Annotated in this window: 15 protein-coding genes; 9 read left to right on the forward strand and 6 right to left on the reverse strand. The window is 66.8% G+C overall.

All coding sequences use genetic code 11. The features are described from left to right. Positions 1 to 232: 232 nt before the first annotated feature. The 7 genes from ACZ5BO_RS20560 to ACZ5BO_RS20590 all read left to right on the forward strand — a co-directional run bounded on the left by ACZ5BO_RS20560 (position 233) and on the right by ACZ5BO_RS20590 (position 8,659). Entirely contained in the window at positions 233 to 1,135 is a 903-nt protein-coding gene (locus tag ACZ5BO_RS20560) for a helix-turn-helix domain-containing protein (RefSeq protein WP_464696325.1), read from the forward strand. A 147-nt stretch (positions 1,136 to 1,282) separates the two neighbouring features. Beyond that, the gene (locus ACZ5BO_RS20565; protein WP_464696326.1) at positions 1,283 to 3,514 is read left to right on the forward strand and encodes a TonB-dependent siderophore receptor; all 2,232 of its coding nucleotides are present in this window, start codon (positions 1,283 to 1,285) and stop codon (positions 3,512 to 3,514) included. A 7-nt stretch (positions 3,515 to 3,521) separates the two neighbouring features. Then, the gene (locus ACZ5BO_RS20570; RefSeq protein ID WP_025129877.1) at positions 3,522 to 4,403 is read left to right on the forward strand and encodes a PepSY-associated TM helix domain-containing protein; all 882 of its coding nucleotides are present in this window, start codon (positions 3,522 to 3,524) and stop codon (positions 4,401 to 4,403) included. Continuing rightward, positions 4,390 to 5,523: an ABC transporter substrate-binding protein gene (locus tag ACZ5BO_RS20575; protein WP_025129876.1), complete on the forward strand. Its 1,134-nt coding sequence runs from the start codon at positions 4,390 to 4,392 to the stop codon at positions 5,521 to 5,523. The genes ACZ5BO_RS20570 and ACZ5BO_RS20575 overlap by 14 nt, the downstream gene beginning before the upstream one ends. Beyond that, positions 5,520 to 6,587, forward strand: a complete 1,068-nt coding sequence (locus ACZ5BO_RS20580) for a FecCD family ABC transporter permease (RefSeq protein WP_025129875.1) — start codon at positions 5,520 to 5,522, stop codon at positions 6,585 to 6,587. The genes ACZ5BO_RS20575 and ACZ5BO_RS20580 overlap by 4 nt, the downstream gene beginning before the upstream one ends. Positions 6,588 to 6,649: 62 nt before the next feature. After that, positions 6,650 to 7,429, forward strand: coding sequence for an ABC transporter ATP-binding protein (locus ACZ5BO_RS20585; protein ID WP_025129874.1), 780 nt, complete (start codon positions 6,650 to 6,652; stop codon positions 7,427 to 7,429). A gap of 3 nt (positions 7,430 to 7,432) precedes the next feature. Next, a complete protein-coding gene (locus tag ACZ5BO_RS20590; protein WP_025129873.1) occupies positions 7,433 to 8,659 on the forward strand; it encodes an MFS transporter in 1,227 nt (408 codons plus the stop codon). A 57-nt stretch (positions 8,660 to 8,716) separates the two neighbouring features. Here the strand turns inward: ACZ5BO_RS20590 and ACZ5BO_RS20595 are convergent, their stop codons facing one another. The 5 genes from ACZ5BO_RS20595 to ACZ5BO_RS20615 form a co-directional block, all read right to left on the reverse strand. Beyond that, the gene (locus ACZ5BO_RS20595; protein WP_464696328.1) at positions 8,717 to 9,901 is read right to left on the reverse strand and encodes a sugar transporter; all 1,185 of its coding nucleotides are present in this window, start codon (positions 9,899 to 9,901) and stop codon (positions 8,717 to 8,719) included. 131 nt (positions 9,902 to 10,032) lie between these two features. Next, a complete protein-coding gene (locus tag ACZ5BO_RS20600; RefSeq protein WP_025129871.1) occupies positions 10,033 to 10,632 on the reverse strand; it encodes a TetR/AcrR family transcriptional regulator in 600 nt (199 codons plus the stop codon). Positions 10,633 to 10,776: 144 nt separating this feature from the next. Next, entirely contained in the window at positions 10,777 to 11,664 is an 888-nt protein-coding gene (locus ACZ5BO_RS20605; RefSeq protein WP_025129870.1) for an alpha/beta fold hydrolase, read from the reverse strand. Between the two features lie 22 nt (positions 11,665 to 11,686). After that, positions 11,687 to 12,742, reverse strand: coding sequence for a sugar phosphate isomerase/epimerase family protein (locus tag ACZ5BO_RS20610; RefSeq protein ID WP_464696329.1), 1,056 nt, complete (start codon positions 12,740 to 12,742; stop codon positions 11,687 to 11,689). Positions 12,743 to 12,952: 210 nt separating this feature from the next. Next, positions 12,953 to 14,692 (reverse strand): amidohydrolase, encoded by a 1,740-nt coding sequence (locus ACZ5BO_RS20615; RefSeq protein WP_464696330.1) that lies wholly within the window; start codon positions 14,690 to 14,692, stop codon positions 12,953 to 12,955. 105 nt (positions 14,693 to 14,797) lie between these two features. Here ACZ5BO_RS20615 and ACZ5BO_RS20620 point away from each other — a divergent pair, with 105 nt between their 5' ends. Continuing rightward, the gene (locus tag ACZ5BO_RS20620) at positions 14,798 to 15,712 is read left to right on the forward strand and encodes a LysR family transcriptional regulator (protein ID WP_025129867.1); all 915 of its coding nucleotides are present in this window, start codon (positions 14,798 to 14,800) and stop codon (positions 15,710 to 15,712) included. A gap of 12 nt (positions 15,713 to 15,724) precedes the next feature. Here the strand turns inward: ACZ5BO_RS20620 and ACZ5BO_RS20625 are convergent, their stop codons facing one another. After that, entirely contained in the window at positions 15,725 to 16,204 is a 480-nt protein-coding gene (locus ACZ5BO_RS20625; protein WP_025129866.1) for an Lrp/AsnC family transcriptional regulator, read from the reverse strand. 124 nt (positions 16,205 to 16,328) lie between these two features. Between ACZ5BO_RS20625 and ACZ5BO_RS20630 the strand changes: the two genes are divergently transcribed. Continuing rightward, positions 16,329 to 17,579, forward strand: coding sequence for a methionine gamma-lyase (locus ACZ5BO_RS20630; RefSeq protein WP_029978520.1), 1,251 nt, complete (start codon positions 16,329 to 16,331; stop codon positions 17,577 to 17,579). The last annotated feature ends 94 nt before the right edge of the window (positions 17,580 to 17,673 follow it).

Raw genomic sequence — 17,673 nt, forward strand, 5'->3', positions numbered from 1 at the left:
CCATGGAGGGCTGCCATGCCTGGAAATGAGAGTGATTATTAATAGGCAATTTCCAGGACCCGGCAATCGGCAGGACATTCGTTTGCGCGGCTTTTTCTTTTGATTGCGCGGCGCACCGCCGACAAGCCCCCGAAAGGCGGGCCGCGCAAGCTAAAGGATAATCATTCTTAATTACAGAAATGCAATTTCCTGCTAGCGTATGGCCTCGTTTCAGGTTCACAGGGAGTTCGCCATGCTCAGCCCCAACGCTGCGCCGCAGCCTGTCAATAGAGATTTCACCCTGCAATTTCCCAACCCGCAGAGCGCCGGTACGGCGGCGGTAGTGCCGGAAATCACCTTGTCCACCGGCACCGTGCTGATGGACAGCCAGATGTGGATGCAGGAGCCCCTCTGGCAAGGCCTGAAAATCATCCTGGTGCTCAGCGGTCAGCTCAATTGCCGGGTCGAAGGCCAGCCCGAAGTGGAGATTCGCGGGCCGACCCTGTGCGCCGTGGCCAACCAGGGCGAGCACTGCGGCGACCACCTGTTCGCCAGCGGCGTGCCGGTGCGCTACACCACGGTGCAGCTGGACTTCCCGTCGATCCGCAATGTCGGCCTGGAACCCGAGCGCCTGCTGGACCCGCTTGGCGGCGGGCCAATGCTGTTCTGCCAACCGGCGAGCAAGCCGCTGCTGGCCCTGGCCCAGCAGATTTTCACCTGCCCCCTGCAAGGCCCTACCCGCTCCTTCTACCTGGGGGGCAAGGCCCTGGAGCTCACCGCCCTGGGAGTCGAGGGCATTCTGGCCCAGGCCGAATCCCGGCCGCTGCAGGACAGCCCCTGCAGCTCGGCGGACATCGAGCGCATCCATGCCGCCCGCGAGCTGCTGCTCAGTTCACTGCAGGCCTCGCCGTCGCTGTCCGAGCTGTCGCGCCAGGTGGGCCTCAATCCGCGCAAGCTCACCGCCGGCTTTCGCCAGGTGTTCGGCACCAGCGTCTATGCCTACCTGCAGGAACAGCGCCTGGGCGAAGCCTATCGGCTGCTGGCCAGCGGCGAGACCAATGTCTCCAGCGCGGCCTATCGGGTCGGCTACAGCCCGGCGCACTTCTCCACGGCCTTTCGCAAGCGCTTCGGGGTCTCGCCCAAGTCCTTGCGTTGAGCCTTGCGCCCACTGAACCGGGCGCCCTTCCCCCGCCGTACCGCAAACGAAAGAAATGGTCGCTGGAGCCAAAGTTTTAGCCCGCAGCCCAAGCTCACAAATGAGATACGTTTGCATTCTCATTTAATCCCCATCACGGAGTGAAGCATGGGCACCAGCGTTGCGCACCGAAACACCTCAGGTTGGCCTGTCGATCCCGCTTGCTCGCGCCCGGCGTTGCGCCGCAGTGCGCTGTCCTGCCTGGTCCACGGCCTGGCCCTGGGCCTGTCGTTGACCCAGGTGGGCGCGGTGCTGGCCGCCGAGGCCGAGCGCGACCCGGAGCAACCGCTGGTGCTGGACACCAGCGTGATCAGCACCACGGCCGTCGATTCGCCCACCGGCCAGCAAAGCGGCTACGTGGCCAAGCGCAGCCTCAGCGGCACCAAGACCGACGCCACCTTGAGCGAAATTCCCCAGTCGATTTCCGTGATCACCCGCGACCAGATGGATGCCCAGCAGGTGCAATCGGTGAGCGAGGCGCTGCGCTACACCGCCGGGGTCCAGGCCAATACCACCGCCGCCAGCCAGCGCTTCGACACGATCTCGATCCGCGGTTTCGACGTCACCACCGGCATGCTTCGTGACGGCCTCAAGGGCAACACAGCCCAGGCCTGGCCCAAGGTCGAAGCCTATGGCCTGGAGCGCATCGACGTGCTCAAGGGCCCGGCCTCGGTGCTGTTCGGCCAGAACTCCCCGGGGGGCGTGGTCAACCAGATCAGCAAGCGCCCGCTGGACAAGGCCTTCCATGAAGTAGAGATCCAGGGCGGCAGTTTCGACCGTGCCCAGGGCCAGTTCGACTTCAGCGGCCCCCTGGACGATGAGGGCCAGTTCCTCTACCGCCTGGTGGGCCTGGAGCGCGACAGCGGCACCCAGTTCGATCACATCAAGGACGACAAGCAGTACTTCGCCCCCTCCTTCACCTGGAAGCCCAACGACGACACCAGCCTGACCGTGCTGGCCGACTACACCCAGGACCAGTTCGGTGCGCCACGGGTGTCGCTGCCGGCCCGCGGCACCCTGCTCGGCAACCCCAACGGCAAGGTCAAGCGCAACGTCTTCCTCGATGAACCGGGGCTGGACAACCACCGCACCCAGTACTCCCTGGGCTACCTGCTGGAACACCGCCTCAACGATGTCTGGAGCCTCAATTCCAGCGCCCGCTACGGCCACGTCAACCTGCTGACCAACACCGCCAGCGGCATGTCCCTGGCATCGGACCTGCGCACGCTGAACCGCGCGGCCTATCGCTTTCGCATCGTCGGCGACACCTACTCCCTGGACAACAACGCCCAGGCCCGCTGGAACCTGGGCAGCACGCAGATGGTGTCGCTGCTGGGGGTGGACTACCGGCGCACCCGCGAGGACTACTACCTGCGCGGCGGCACCGCCTCGCCCATCGACATCTACAACCCGGTGCACGGCGGCACGTTCAACCCCAGCAACCCCTTCACCAACACCGTGCAACGCGCCGATCAGGTCGGGGTCTACGCCCAGCAGCAGTTCACCTTCGACGAGCACTGGGTGCTCACCGTCGGCGGACGCCAGGATCGCTCCAGCGCCCGGACCCAGGACCGCATCAACGATAAGGGCAGCAAGCAGGACGACGAGAAGTTCACCTACCGCGCCGGCCTGGTGTACCTGGCGGACAACGGCCTGGCGCCCTACATCAGCTACGCCACCTCGTTCGATCCGGTGCTGGGCACCAACTTCTACGGCACGCCGTACAAGCCCACCAGCGCCAAGCAGTCGGAAGTGGGGATCAAGTACCAGCCGCCGGGCATCGACAGCTACATCACCCTGTCGCTGTTCGACCTGACCCAGGAAAACGTGCAGACCACCGACCCGGCCGAACGCCTGAACAAGATCCAGACCGGCGAGATCAACGTGCGCGGCATCGAGCTCGAAGGCAAGGCCAGCCTGGCCCGGGGCCTGGACCTGCTGGCGACCCTGACCTACAACGACGCCGAGGTGAGCAAGAGCAACAACCCGTTGGAGAAAGGCAACCGCCCCACCGACACCCCGGAAAAAATGGCCTCGCTGTGGGCCGACTACACCCTGCCCGAAGGCCCGTTGAGCGGCCTGGGCTTTGGCGCCGGGGTGCGCTACATCGGCACCACCGAGGCCGATGCCGCCAACACCCAGAGCGTGCCCTCCTACACCTTGCTGGACGCGGCGGTGCACTACGACTTCGACAAGCTGATCCCGGCGGCCAAGGGCCTGCGCCTGGCGGTGAACGCCACCAACCTCACCGACAAGCACTATTACGAGGGCTGCTCGCTGACCAACTGCAGTGCCGGCTATGACCGCAGTGTCATCGCCAGCCTGCGCTACCGCTGGTAGGCCGCCGATGCTGCGCCTGCGCGACATCTGGCTCAGGGTCCACCGCTGGCTGGCCCTGGGCCTGGGGCTGTTCCTCGCGCTGCTGGGCCTGAGCGGTGCGCTGCTGGAACTCAAGGGGCCGATCCTGCGCTGGGAGGTGGGTGCGGCGATGCTGCAACTGGCCCCCGGCGAACACGGCGCGGCCCTGGAGCAAAGTGCCTGGACCGGCGCCGCCACCAGCGCTTACCCGCAGTTGCAGAAAGTCTTCGGCGCGGCGCCGCCACGCCAGGGCTTTCTCGAATCGGACAACGTGATCGTGTTCGGTGCCCTCAAGGACCGCCCCGGCACCGGCATCGCCATGATCGACCCCTACAGCGCCGAACCCCGGGGCTTCTTCGTCTTCGAAGAGCTGTGGCTGGCCAAGCTGGTGGCGCTGCACCGCAGCCTGCTGCTGCCGCCAGCCTGGGGTTCGAACCTGGTGCTGCTGTGTGGCCTGGTGCTGCTGGGCTCCCTGGGCAGCGGCCTGTACCTGTGGTGGCCGGGCCGGCGCAGCTGGTGGAAGGCCGCCAGCCTGCGTCCCGGCAGCCAGGGCAACCGGCGCCTGCGGGAATGGCACAACGTGGCGGCGGCCTGGCTGTGCCTGCCGCTGCTGCTGATCGCCGGCAGCGGTGCCTGGCTCGCGCGCCCCGAGCTGTTCACCTGGCTGACGGCCACGCCGATGGCCGTCAAGCCGCTGTTTTCCGCCGCCCACGGGCATTTGCTGCTGGGCACGCCTGGCGCCTGGCTGGCTTTTCTCTGCGGCATTTCGTTACCCCTGCTGTACCTCACCGGCCTGCTGTTGTGGTGGCGCAAGCGCGCTGCCCGCCGGGCCGTTCAATCGTTCAAGGAAACTAGCCATGACACACCGTGATTTCTTGCGCCGGGCCCGCCACGGGCTGCTGCTCGGCCTGCTGCCCCTGGGCCTGTTGTGGGCGGCCACGGCCAGCGCCGCAACCCTCACCGACCTGGCCGGGCGCCAGGTCCAGGTGCCGGACAAGGTCGAGCACATCCTGCTCGGCGAAGGCCGGATGATCTATTCCCTGTCGCTGCTCGAAGGCAAGAATCCCTTCACCCGCCTGGCCGGCTGGCAGGGGGATTTCCGCGGCCTCGACGTGCAGGGTTACGAGGCCTACCACAAGGTCTTCCCGGAGGCCGACAAGGTGCCGCTGGTGGGCGGCACCTCGGCCGAGACCTTCAGCGTCGAGAAGGCCCTGGCGGTACACCCGGACCTGGCGATCATGGCCCTGAGCGGCGGCCACGGCCCCAGCCCCGACAGCGAGGCGGTCAAGCAACTGGAGGCCGCCGGTGTGGCGGTGATTTTCGTCGACTTCAGCGACCATCCCCTGCGCAACACCGTGCCCAGCATGCGCCTGCTGGGCCAGGCCCTGGGCCGTGAACAGCGGGCCGAGGAATTCATCGCCTTCTACCAGCAGTCCCTGGCCCGGGTCCGCGACACCCTGGCCAAGGCCGGCACGGTCAAGCAGCCGAAGATCTTCATCGACATGCTCGCCGGGCTGCAGGACTGCTGCGGCTCGCCGGGCACCGGCAACTTCGGCGAGATGATCAAGCTGGCCGGCGGCCACAACATCGCCGACGGGCGCATTCCGGGCCCCATCGGCACCCTGAACGTGGAATACATCCTCTCCAGCGACCCGGACCTGTACGTCGCCACCGGGGTCTTCGCTGCCGGCCAGGGTGGTGTGACCCTGGGCTATTCGGCAACCTTGCAACAGGCCCGGGACAGCCTGCGGCAGGCCGCCAATCGCCCGCCGCTGAACGAACTGCGAGCGGTGAAAGAGCACAACGTGCACGGCCTCTGGCACATTTTCTATGACTCGCCCGAGCACCTGATTGCGGTCCAGGCCCTGGCCAAGTGGCTGCATCCCGAGCTGTTCAAGGACCTGGACCCGGACCAGACCCGCAGCGAGCTGTACCGGCGCTTCATGCCGATCCCGGCCACCGGCGTGTTCACCACGAGCCTGGCGCCATGACCCAGGCGGCAACCGAAGTGCACGCCAGCGTTGCCTCCCGCGACTACCACCGGCGCCATGGCCGGCGGGTGCTGCTGTTGTCTGGGCTGGCCCTGGCCCTGCTGCTGTCGCTGGCGGTGGATGTCACCACCGGGCCCTCGGGGATGAGCCTGTCGCGCCTGCTGCAGGTGCTCTGGGACCCGGGCTCGATGCCCCGGGTGGAAGCGGTGATCGTATGGAACGTGCGCCTGCCCTACGCCCTGATGGCGGTGCTGGTGGGCGCCGCCCTGGCCCTGGCCGGGGCCGAGATGCAGACCGTGCTCGACAACCCCCTGGCCAGCCCCTTCACCCTCGGCGTGTCCGCTGCCGCAGCCTTTGGCGCGGCCCTGGCCATCGTCCTCGGCCTGGGCCTACCCGGGGTGCCGGCGCAGTACCTGATCTCGGCCAACGCCTTCCTCTTCGCCCTGGCCTCGGTGGCCCTGCTGTACCTGCTGGCCCGCTGGCGCGGCTTCGGGGTCGAGAGCCTGGTGCTGTTCGGCATTGCCCTGGTGTTCGCCTTCAATGCCCTGGTGGCGCTGCTGCAATTCGTCGCCACCCAGGACAGCCTGCAGCAACTGGTGTTCTGGACCCTGGGCAGCCTGGCCCGGGCCTCCTGGGAAAAACTGGCGATCCTGGCCCTGGCGCTGTTGCTGTGCCTGCCGTTTTCCCTGCGCCAGAGCTGGGCCCTGACCGCCCTGACCCTGGGCGAGGAGCGGGCCCGCAGCTTCGGCATCGATGTCGGCCGCCTGCGCCTGTGGTCGCTGCTGCGCATCAGCCTGCTGTCGGCGCTGGCGGTGTCGTTTGTCGGCACCATCGGCTTCATCGGCCTGATCGCCCCGCACATCGCCCGCCTGCTGGTGGGCGAGGACCACCGGCTGTTCCTGCCGGCCAGCGTGCTCAGCGGCGGGCTGATCCTGTCCATGGCCTCCATCGCCAGCAAGGCACTGATGCCCGGGGTGCTGATTCCGGTGGGCATCGTCACCGCCCTGGTGGGCATTCCGTTCTTCATGGCCATTGTCATGCGCAACCGCCGAGGTGCCCTGTGAGCCGTTCAACATCACCTGTTGCGCTGCAGTCCGCTTCAGGGCTGTCCACTTCAGGCTTGAGCATGCAGTACGGCAGCCGCCAGGTGCTCGAGCGGATCGACCTGCCGCCGTTGCGTGCCGGCAGCCTGACCGCGCTGATCGGCCCCAACGCCGCCGGCAAATCGACCCTGCTGCGGGGCATCGCCGGCCTGCAGCAGACCTCGGGCCAGGTACTGCTGGACGGCGTCGAGCTCAATCGCCTGCCCCAGGTGGAACGGGCGCAGCACATCGTCTACCTGCCCCAGAGCCTGCCGGAACGCACCCGCCTGTGCGCCTTCGAAGCGGTGCTCAGTGCCGCCATGGCCGGGCATCGCGGCGCCGGGTTCGCGCCCGGTCGCCCGAGCCCGGCGGTGCTGGCCCAGGTCGAGCAGGTGCTGCTGGACCTGGACCTCACCGCCCTGGCCGACCGCCCGATCGACGCCCTCTCCGGTGGCCAGCGGCAGCTGGTGGGGCTGGCCCAGGCCCTGGTGCGCCAGCCCAAGGTGCTGCTGCTGGATGAACCCACCAGTGCCCTGGACCTGTACCACCAGTGCCAGGTGGTGGAGGCCATCACCCGGGCCACCCAGGAGCGCCAGTTGATCACCCTGGTGGTGGTTCACGACATCAACCTGGCCCTGGGTTTCAGCCAGCAGGTGGTGGTCCTGCACAACGGCCGCCTGGCCGCCGCGGGGCCGGCCCTGGAGGTGGTCAACCAACAACTGCTGCGCGACGTCTATGGCGTCGACGGCAGCCTGCAACAGGTGCGCGGTCGACCGCTGGTGATGGTCGACGGCCGCCTGCCCTTTCACTCAGCCCTGGGATAAACCATGACCCACGCTCAACAGTTGCCCCTCGATACCCTGGACACGCCCCAGGCCGCGCCGGCCTTCGACCTGCGCCCGCTGCTGGTGGCCAACCTGGCCTGCACCATGGCGATGATGGCGTTCGTTTCGCTGATCGGCCCCATTGCGCGAATTCTCGGCCTGGCCACCTGGCAGGCGGGGATGGCAGTGACCGTCTCCGGGGTGATCTGGATGCTCCTGGCCCGACCCTGGGGCCGGGCCAGCGATCGCCTCGGCCGGCGGCGCATCCTGCTGCTGGGCACCGGCGGCTTCACCCTGGCCTTTCTCGCCCTCAGTGTGTTCATCGACGTAGCGCTGCATGCCCTGCCCTCGGCGCTACTGGCCTTTGCCGGGCTGCTGCTGGGGCGAGGGCTGATCGGGGTGTTCTACGCCGCGATCCCGGTGGGCGGCTATGCCCTGATCGCCGACAACATCGAGCCCGAGCACCGGGCCCGAGCCATGGCGTCCCTGGGGGCGGCCAACGCCTGCGGGCTGGTCCTGGGCCCGGCGATTGCCGCGCTGCTGGCGCGCCACAGCCTGAGCCTGCCGTTCTATGCGCTGGCGGTGCTGCCGCTACTGGGCTTCGCCTTTCTCAAGGCGCGGCTGCCGCGCCAGGAGTTGCACCTCAAGCAGCCGCCCAAGTCGGTGAGCCTGGGTGACCCGCGCCTGCGCCGGCCGCTGGTGGTGGCGTTCATCTCCATGCTGTGCGTGGCCATGGCGCAGATCACCGTGGGCTTCTTCGCCCTCGATCGCCTGGGCATGAGCCCGGCCGACGCAGCGCAGACCGCCGGCGTCTCCCTGACCCTGGTGGGGGTAGCGCTGATTGCCTCGCAACTGCTGGTGCGCAAGCTGGAGTGGCCGCCGCTGCGGATGATCCGCATCGGTGCCCTGGTGGCGGCGCTGGGCTTTGTCGCGAGTATCGTCGCCGCCCACGCCTGGGTGCTGTGGCTGGGCTTTTTTGTCTCGGCCGCCGGCATGGGCTGGATCTTCCCCTCCTTCGCCGCCCTGGCCAGCAATGCGGTGGACGCTGCCGAGCAAGGCGCCACTGCCGGCTCCGTCGGCGCCGCCCAGGGCCTGGGAGTGGTGGTCGGGCCCTTGGCGGGCACCCTGATCTATGCGGTCGAACCGCGCCTGCCCTACCTACTGGCGGCGCTGCTGTTGCTGCTGGTGGCATGCTGGCCAACTAGCCGCAAGCCGACGCAGGCCCAATAGAAAACCGCGGCGCCGGCCCCGTTGCGTGGCCGGCGCCTGGGCATCACGCGCCACGCCTCAGCCGGCCCGGACGGACCGCGCAATACGCCGCATCGACAGGCCAAACAGCAGCAGGGCAAACGTCGCCAGGGCCCCGCCCGCCAGGCCGACATAGGCAAACCCCAGCTGGCCGCCGACCCAACTGCCGAGCAACGCACCGCCACCGATGCCGATGTTGTAGATCCCGGAGAACATCGCCATGGCCACGTCAGTGGCGTCCGGCGCCAGGCTCAGCACCCGGGACTGCAATGCCAGGCCGAAGCCCATGATCGCCATGCCCCAGACCACGCTCAGGGCCACCAGGGACCAGACGTGGCCATTGAGCGGCAACAGCAGGCTCAGGCACAGCGCCAGCAGGGTCACCGCGGTCAGCAGAAAACCCTGGGGGCTGTGGCGGTGCAGCCAGCTGAACAGCAGCGAGCCGATGATCCCGGCGCCGCCGAACACCAGCAGCACCAGGGTCACCACCTCGCCGCCCAGGCCCGCCGCCACCTTGATAAAGGGCTCGATGTAGCTGTAGGCGGTGAACTGCGCGGTGACCACCAGCGCCGTCAGCACATAGATCGCCACCAGCGCCGGGCGCTTGAACAGCAGCGGCAGGCTGCGCAGGGAACCGGAGTTCTGGCTCGGCAGCAGCGGCAAGGTGCGGATCAGCCACAGCACCAGCAGGCCAGCCATGGCCGCGATCACGCCGAAGGTGGTGCGCCAGCCCAGGGCTTCGCCCAGCAGCCGGCCCAGGGGAATGCCCAGGACCATGGCCAGGGAAGTGCCGGTGGCCAGCAGCCCCAGGGCCTGCACTTGCTTGCCCGGGGGCGCCAGGCGCACCGCCAGGGACGCGGTGATGGACCAGAACAGGGCATGGGCCAGGGCCACGCCGATGCGGCTGAGCATCAGCAGGCCGAAGTTGCTGGCCAGGCTGGAGAACACATGGCTGACGATGAACAGCCCGAACAGCACCGTGAGCAGCTTGCGCCGCTCGACGTTGCGGGTCAGCAGCATCACCGGCAGCGAGGTCAGGGACACGATCCAGGCGTAGATGGTGAGCATCAGCCCGACCCGTTCGGTGGGCAGGTCGAAGCTCGCGCCGATGGCACTGAGCAGCCCCACCGGCACGAACTCGGTGGTGTTGAAAACAAAGGCCGCCAGCGCCAGCGCGATGACCGGCTGCCAGTTACCTTGGGGTGTCGCCGCAGAATCACTCATGGGGGGCGTCGTACTCTATCGATGATCGAACAGGTCCAGGACCCGATGAAAAATGCACAACCCGGGCCAGCCTCCCTTGCCCCCGGATTGCCGACCAGGGCCCGTTGCCCGGGCCACGGCCTGGCGCCGGCTCAATGCCCTTGGGCGGCGCCCGGAAAGACTTGCATGGCCAGCGCCACGCCTTGCAGCAGACGCGCCGCGCTGACACCGTCGCGGGCCTGCACCGAGAGCCCGTGGAGCACCGTAGAGTAATAATCCCCCAGGGAAGTTGCATCGCTGTGGCTGGGCAGTTCACCCGCCTGCACCGCCGCTTCCAGGCGTTGGATGATGCTTGCGGTACGCGCCCGGCGATGTTCGGCCAGCCACTCGCGCACGCTGTCGTTGTCGCTTGAGCAGTTCACCGCCGAGGCCACCACCATGCAGCCCTGAGGGCCGTCGGGCCGAGTGTAGAGCGCCACCGCCTGCTGCAGCATGCGTTCGATGGCGACATAGGCGCGGGGCTCCTGCAGGGCCAGGTCGGCGAAGCCGCCCTCCTGGCTTTCATAGAGTTCGATGGCTTCGCGAAACAGTGCCTCCTTGGAACCGAAGGCGGCATAGATGCGCGCCGAGGCGATGCCCAGGGCCGCCACCAGGTCGGCCATGGAGGTGGTTTCGAAACCACGGCGCCAGAACAGTTCGAGCGCCTGGCGCAGTGCCTGGTGACGGTCGAATTCGCGGGGTCTTCCAGCCATGGGGGTCGGGTATCTCGTCGGGACAGGGAAGGTGTTCGGTTGCACCCGAACAGCCGGTTGGCGCAGGGCGCCGGGACGAAATGATATTAGATTTCAGCCGGCCGCGGCCATTTTCCGTGGCCGCGGCCTTGCCTGCGCCGTGCCTCAGTCACGGCCCTCCTGCAGAAACGGCAGCAGCAGCGCGAGAAATTCCTCCGGTGCCTCTTCCATGATGAAGTGCCCGCAGTCCTCGACAATGGCCCCGCGCAGGTCACTGGCATGGCCTTGCAGGGTCAGCAGCGGCGCATCGTTGGTGGCGTGCTCGGCGCCGATGGCCAGCACCGGCATGGTCAGCGGCCGCTGGGCCCGCAGCTGGTTCTGGCGCACGGTCTCGGGGATCGCCCGGTAGTAGGCGAAGCCTGCGCGCAACCCGCCCGGGGCGGCGTAGGCCTCGATGTAGACCTCGGCGGCCACCGCTTCGCGGCGATGGGACCAGTGGTCGAAGATGTAGTTCAGATAGGCCCGCTCGCGCCCGGCGATCAAGGCCTCCGGCAAATCCCGCAGCTGGTTGAACATGAAGTGCCAGAGAAAGATGTTCTGTTCTGGTGCGACAAAGATCGGCGGTGCGTCCGCCAGCCCCGGGATCACCGCTTCGGTCAGCGCCAGGCGCTCCACCGCTTGCGGATGGTCGCTGGCCAGGGCGTAGGCGATCCACATGCCGACGTCGTGGCCGACCACGCTGTAGCGCTCGAAACCCAACTGCCCCATGACCTGGTGCAGCACCCCGGCCACATGGCCGGTGTCGTAGCCGTGCTCCGGGCGGTCGGACTGGCCGCTGCCCGGCGGGTCCACGGCGATCGCCTGGAAGCCCTGGGCGGCCAGGGCCTGGATCACTTCGCGCCAGGCGTACCAGGTTTGCGGCCAGCCGGGAATCAGCAGCACCGGGCGGCCGGTGCCGGCGGTGACACAGTGGATGCGCTGGCCATCGACGCGCACGTAACGGTGAACCAGGTCGAGGCTGTCGGCCTGGGGGGTATCAGTCAAAGCATTCATGGTTTTTTCTCGATGAAGGGTTTCAGGCAATGCCGAGCATGGTGTTGATCTGTTGGCGGTCGATGCCGGCCCCGGCGAAGTCGTCGAAGATCCGCTCGGTGACCTGGATCATGTGGCGGTTGATGAACTCGACGCCTTCCCGCGCGCCGTCTTCCTGGTCCTTGAGGCAGCACTCCCATTCCAGGGTCGCCCAGCCCGGGTAGTCGTACTGCGCCAGCTTGGAAAAGATCCCCTTGAAATCCACCTGGCCATCGCCCAGGGAACGGAAGCGCCCGGCGCGCTCGACCCAGGAGCTGTAGCCACCGTAGATGCCCTGGCGGCCGCTGGGATTGAACTCGGCATCCTTGACGTGAAACATGCGGATGCGCTCGTGGTAGATGTCCAGGTAGCTCAGGTAATCGAGCTGCTGCAGCACGAAGTGGCTGGGGTCGAAGAGGATGTTGCAGCGCGGGTGATGGTCCACCAGTTCATAGAAGCGTTCGAAGCTGGTGCCGTCGTGCAGGTCCTCGCTGGGGTGGATCTCGTAGCACAGGTTGACCCCCTGCTCGTCGCACACATCGAGGATCGGCCGCCAGCGCCGCGCCAGCTCTTCGAAAGCGGCCTCGATCAAGCCTTCCGGACGTTGCGGAAAGGGAAACAGATAGGGCCAGGCCAGGGACCCGGAAAAGGTCCCCAGGTCGTCGAGCCCCAGGCGCCGCGAGGCCTTGGCCGCCAGCTTCATCTGCTCGATGGCCCAGGCTGTTCTGGCTTGCGGTTTGCCCCGCAGCGCCGCCGGGGCGAAGTTGTCGCACATCGCGTCGTAGGCCGGGTGCACCGCCACCAGCTGGCCGAAGATATGGCTGGTCAGCTCACTGATCACCAGGCCCTTTTGCGCCAGCTGGCCCTTGAGCTCATCGCAGTAGTCCTGGCTCTCGGCCGCCGTGGCAACGTCGAACAGCCGCGCATCCCAGGCAGGGATCTGCAGAGCCTTGAAATCCAGGTCGGCAGCCCATTGGGCAATGCTCGGCAGGCTGTTGAAAGGTGCAGTATCGGCACTGAATTGTGCCAGGTGCAGGCTGGGGCCCTTAAGGGTTTTCATCGAACCGTTCCTATTCTTTGTCGGTCGACAAAGAATAGGGAGACGCTGCTGCTACGTCAATCACCGGCGTGCAGAAAATCTTTTCTGGCGCAGCTGCTCGCCTGCAGAATCTGGCTTGCCAGCCCAGGCGTCGGCTGGACATGCCCAGGGCCGACGGGGCAAAAAAAACCCGCGATCAAGATCGCGGGCCTGGCTTGCAACAACACTGCATCACGGCCGGCTATACACCTCGCGCCCGGCAAAATAGGTCTTGAGTACCTGGGTATCGGCCAACTGCTCCTGGGGCACCTGGAACACATCGCGATCGAGGACGATCAGGTCGGCCTGCTTGCCCGGCGCCAGCGAACCGATCTGCTGCTCCAGGCCAATGGCCCGCGCAGCGTTGCGGGTGTAGGCGTAGAACAGGGTTTCGCGGTCGATGCCTTCAGCCTGATTGAGCACGCCCTTGGGGCCCTTGCGGCTGATGGCCTGGGCAATCGCCTTCCACGGCTCGGGGGTGCTCACCGGCCAGTCGCTGGCCCCGGCGATGGTGGCGCCGTTCTTCAGCAGCGAGCGCGCCGGGTACATGAACTGGAACTGCATGGCGCTGATGTAGGGCTGGAGCAAGTCGATGCTCAGCTCATCGGCGGAGGCCCAGTACAACTGCATGGAGGCGATCACGTCGAGGGGCTTGAAGCGCGCGAATTCCTTGGGGTTGACCAGCTGCAGGTGGGTGATCGAATGCGCCACCCCACTGTGCCGCTCACGCCGCGCCTGCTCGATGCCGTTGAGGGCCTCGCGCACCGCACGGTCACCGATGGCATGCACGTGCACCAGCCAGCCGCGGGCGTCGGCGGCGCTGACCAGTTCGCCGAAATGCGCCGGGTCGATCAGCAGCTCGCCGCCCTTCTTCGAGTTCTTGTAGGGGGTCAGCAGGGAGGCGGTCTGCGCCGGAAACTCGGCCACGCCGTCGGCGAAGATCTTGATCCCCGGCAGGCTCAGGTTCTCGATGCCGAGGAACTGCTGGCGCACCTGGTCCAGCACCTCAAGGTCCGCCGGCCGGCTCTTGGGATTGGCCACCATCAGCGCCGCGACCCGCAGTTGCAGTTCGCCTTGTTCCGCCAGCGCCTGGTACACCGGCAGCACGCCGACGGTTTGCGCCGTGGGTTTCATGGCAAACAGCGCCTCACCGGGCACGGCATTGGCCGCAGGGTCCATCAATGCGGTGATGCCCAGGCGGTGATTGAGATCCCGGGCGGCGCGACCAGCGTCCAGAAGCTGCGCGAAGCTCGGCGCTGGCAGTTGCGAGGTCAGTGCCGACAGGCCGGCATCGGCGACAAAGCCGTTGGGGCTGCCGTCGGGGTGATGACCGATAGTGGCCACGGCCTCGCCCTGCAGCGCCTTGACCCGTGCAGCATCGATGCCCGCACGCTTGAGCATGGCGCGGTTGGCCCAGCCGGTGTGGTAGTCCCAACCCACGAAGAGGATCGGCGTATCGGCCCATTCTCCCTGGTTGAACCGCTGCTCCAGTGCGTCCACCTGGCTCCAGTAGGTCGAGGGCAAGCCGCTCACGCTCAGGACGTCGCCATGGCGCGCCTTGCCGTCGTCGCGCCAACCCCGCAGGCGCTGCTCCAGCGAGTCCAGGGGCAACTGCTGGCTGTCCAGGTCCGCCGCCTTGAGCTTGAGGCCGCCGAAGATCGCATGGCTGTGGCTGTCGATGAACCCCGGCATCAGCACCTTGCCTTGCAGGTCGACGACCCGGGTGCCGGGCGCCTTGAGCGCCAGAACCTCGGCATCGCTGCCGACCCGGACGATCCGCCCCTGCTCCACCGCCACCGCCTGCTGCAGGGGCTGGCCTTGCTCGGCGGTGAACACCTTGCCGTTGTGCAGCAGCAGGTCCACTGCCGCCGGACTTTCCATCGATGCAAAAGCCAGCGCCGAGGCCAGCGTGATCGTCAGAACATTTTTCATTGTTAGGTGCATCCCTGGGTCTGAATGCGCAGAGACTAGCCAACCTGCCGGCGCTTAAGAATACTGCTTCGCGCAAGGCATCCTTTCCAAAGAGGCAAGATTCCCATGGACCAGCTCGGCGCCATCACCATGTTCGTGACCACTGCCGACCAGGGCAGCTTTACCCGCGCCGCGGCCTGCCTGGGCAAGACCACCTCGGCCCTGACCAAGGCGGTCAGCCACCTGGAAAACCAACTGGGCACCCGCCTGCTGGAGCGCTCGACCCGACGCCTGGCCCTCACCGAGGCCGGGCACATCTACCTGGCCAGCGCCCGCCAGGTGCTGATCCACCTGCAGCAGGCCCAGGAGGACATCGACCAGTTACAGCAGGCAATGTGCGGTTCCCTGCGCCTGGTGGCGCCGCCCTCCTTCGCCCCGGCCTTTCTCAACGGCGCCTGCTATCGCTTTCTCGAGCTGTACCCGCAGATGCGCCTGGAAGTGGAACTCACCGACGAGTTCGTCGACCTGCAAGGCGGTGGCTACGACCTGGCCGTGCGGGACGGCCCGGTGGCGCTGCCGGACCTGATCGCGCGCCCGCTGATCGCCAATCGCATCCTGCTCTGCGCCAGCCCCCGCTACCTGCAGCGCAAGCCGCTGGCGGTCACCCCCGAGACCTTCAGCGAACACGATTGGCTGATCTTCCGCCACCCGGCGCTGAACCCGCACTTCTGGCACTTCACCCTGGATGGCGAACGCCAGCGAGTGGCCCAGCCGGTGCCACGGCTGGCCAGCGGCAACTATGATTTCCTGTTCGGCGCCCTGCTGGCGGGCCTGGGCCTGCAGCTGTGCCCACAGTGGAGCGCTGCGCCCTACCTGCGGCGTGGCGAGCTGGTGCAACTGCTGCCCGAAGCGCTGCTGGACCCGGAACAGTTCGGCCCGCAGATCCATGTCATCTACCCGGCCCACCGGCGCCAGACACGCAAGCACCAGGCATTCATCGAATGCCTGAAGCAGTACCTGGAGGAGCAGCAGTTGCACTGAGTCGAGCGCGACTCAGGCGCCGGCGTGCAGCACCGGAATCAGCCGCGCCGGCTTCACCGACTTGAAGGAAAAACTCGAATAGATCTCCTTCACCGCCGGCAGGGTCTGCAGCACCTCCCGGGCAAATTCGCCAAAGGACTCCAGGTCCCTGGCCAGCACTTCGAGAAGAAAGTCATAGCGCCCGGAGACATTGTGGCAGGCAATGATTTCCGGGATTTCCAGCAGCCGCTGCTCGAAGGCCCGCGCGGTGTCCCGGGAGTGGGACTCCATCATCACGCTGACAAAAGCAGTGACACCGTAGCCCAGGGCCTTGGGCGAAAGAATGGCCTGGTAGCCAGTGATCACCCCGCTGTCCTCCAGCAGTTTGACCCGGCGCCAGCAAGGGGACGTGGTCAGGGCCACGCTGTCGGCCAGCTCGGCGGTGGTCAGCCGGGCATTGTCTTGCAGGGCGGTGAGCAGGGATTTGTCGATACGATCCAGACCTGCGGGCATATTTTGCCTCTTTATTTTATTTTTATGATGTTTTATTCCAATTTGAACCATTTTTAAGGGTCATATTAGAAATTAATGCGCCGGGTTTGAGCATAGCATTAGAGCAAATCCGGGAGCGTTCACCATGAACAATAAAAACAGTGACCTTGGTTTTTCCACTCGCGCCATCCATCACGGCTATAACCCCCAGGAGCACCAGGGTGCGCTGATCCCACCGATCTACCTGACCTCGACCTTCACCTTCGCTACGGTGCAATACGGTGCCGGCTGCTTTGCCGGCGAAGAGCCCGGCTACTTCTACACCCGCATCGGCAACCCGACCCTGGCCCTGCTGGAAGCGCGCATGGCGGCCCTGGAAAACGGCGAGGCGGCGGTGGCCTTCGGCTCCGGCATGGGGGCGATTGCCGCCACCTTCTGGACCCTGCTGCGCCCCGGCGACGAAGTCATCGTCAGCCGCACCCTGTATGGCTGCACCTTTGCCCTGCTGCACCACGGCCTCGCCGAATTCGGGGTCAAGGTGCGCCACGTCGACCTCGCCGACCTGGGCAACCTGCGAGCAGCCATCGGCCCCGCCACCCGGATGATCTACTGCGAGTCCCCGGCCAATCCCACCATGCAATTGGTGGACATTGCCGCGGTGGCCGAGATCGCCCGCCAGCACCCCAAGATCACGTTCGCAGTGGACAACACCTACTGCACGCCCTACCTGCAGCGCCCGCTGGAACTGGGTGCGGACCTGGTAGTGCATTCTGCCACCAAGTACCTCAGCGGCCACGGCGACATCACCGCCGGCATCGTGGTCACGCGCCAGGCGCTGGCCGAGCGCATCCGCCTGCAAGGCCTGAAGGACCTGACCGGCGCGGTGCTCTCGCCCCAGGACGCCTTCCTGTTGATGCGCGGGATCAAGACCCTGGCCCTGCGCATGGATCGCCATTGCGCCAACGCCCAGGCCATTGCCCAGTTCCTCCAGGATCACCCCGCGGTGGCCTGGGTGGCCTACCCGGGGCTCGCATCCTTTGCCCAGCATGCGCTGGCCAAGCAGCAGATGAAGCTGCCCGGCGGCATGATCGCCTTCGAACTCAAGGACGGCCTGGACAGCGGCCGACGCTTCATGAACGCCCTGGGGCTGTTCAGCCGTGCAGTGAGCCTGGGGGACGCCGAGTCCCTGGCCCAGCACCCGGCGAGCATGACCCATTCCACCTACACCCCGGAGGAACGGGCCGAACACGGGATTGCCGAGGGGCTGGTGCGCCTGTCGGTGGGCCTGGAGGACCTCGCCGACCTGCTGGCCGATATCGCCCAGGCCCTGGACGCCAGCGCCGAACCCGTCGCCACCCGCCCCCTGCTGGAGGCCGTCGGCAAGGCCCGGCCTTGAGCCGCATCAGTACGGCCGCCAGGCAAGCCGTCTACAACCGTCAGTGCCGCTGCCCTGCGCCGGCACTCAGTGCAACACCCGCAACACCCTTAGA

The organism is Pseudomonas sp. FFPRI_1, assembly GCF_055384485.1.

Excerpts from the sequence above, each read along its gene's own strand:
- ACZ5BO_RS20625 (WP_025129866.1), bottom strand. The coding sequence starts at position 16,204 with ATGCCCGCAGGTCTGGATCGTATCGACAAATCCCTGCTCACCGCCCTG.
- ACZ5BO_RS20580 (WP_025129875.1), top strand. The coding sequence starts at position 5,520 with ATGACCCAGGCGGCAACCGAAGTGCACGCCAGCGTTGCCTCCCGCGAC.
- ACZ5BO_RS20570 (WP_025129877.1), top strand. The coding sequence starts at position 3,522 with ATGCTGCGCCTGCGCGACATCTGGCTCAGGGTCCACCGCTGGCTGGCC.
- ACZ5BO_RS20590 (WP_025129873.1), top strand. The coding sequence starts at position 7,433 with ATGACCCACGCTCAACAGTTGCCCCTCGATACCCTGGACACGCCCCAG.
- ACZ5BO_RS20595 (WP_464696328.1), bottom strand. The coding sequence starts at position 9,901 with ATGAGTGATTCTGCGGCGACACCCCAAGGTAACTGGCAGCCGGTCATC.
- ACZ5BO_RS20610 (WP_464696329.1), bottom strand. The coding sequence starts at position 12,742 with ATGAAAACCCTTAAGGGCCCCAGCCTGCACCTGGCACAATTCAGTGCC.
- ACZ5BO_RS20575 (WP_025129876.1), top strand. The coding sequence starts at position 4,390 with ATGACACACCGTGATTTCTTGCGCCGGGCCCGCCACGGGCTGCTGCTC.
- ACZ5BO_RS20615 (WP_464696330.1), bottom strand. The coding sequence starts at position 14,692 with ATGAAAAATGTTCTGACGATCACGCTGGCCTCGGCGCTGGCTTTTGCA.
- ACZ5BO_RS20600 (WP_025129871.1), bottom strand. The coding sequence starts at position 10,632 with ATGGCTGGAAGACCCCGCGAATTCGACCGTCACCAGGCACTGCGCCAG.
- ACZ5BO_RS20560 (WP_464696325.1), top strand. The coding sequence starts at position 233 with ATGCTCAGCCCCAACGCTGCGCCGCAGCCTGTCAATAGAGATTTCACC.
- ACZ5BO_RS20620 (WP_025129867.1), top strand. The coding sequence starts at position 14,798 with ATGGACCAGCTCGGCGCCATCACCATGTTCGTGACCACTGCCGACCAG.
- ACZ5BO_RS20630 (WP_029978520.1), top strand. The coding sequence starts at position 16,329 with ATGAACAATAAAAACAGTGACCTTGGTTTTTCCACTCGCGCCATCCAT.
- ACZ5BO_RS20585 (WP_025129874.1), top strand. The coding sequence starts at position 6,650 with ATGCAGTACGGCAGCCGCCAGGTGCTCGAGCGGATCGACCTGCCGCCG.
- ACZ5BO_RS20565 (WP_464696326.1), top strand. The coding sequence starts at position 1,283 with ATGGGCACCAGCGTTGCGCACCGAAACACCTCAGGTTGGCCTGTCGAT.
- ACZ5BO_RS20605 (WP_025129870.1), bottom strand. The coding sequence starts at position 11,664 with ATGAATGCTTTGACTGATACCCCCCAGGCCGACAGCCTCGACCTGGTT.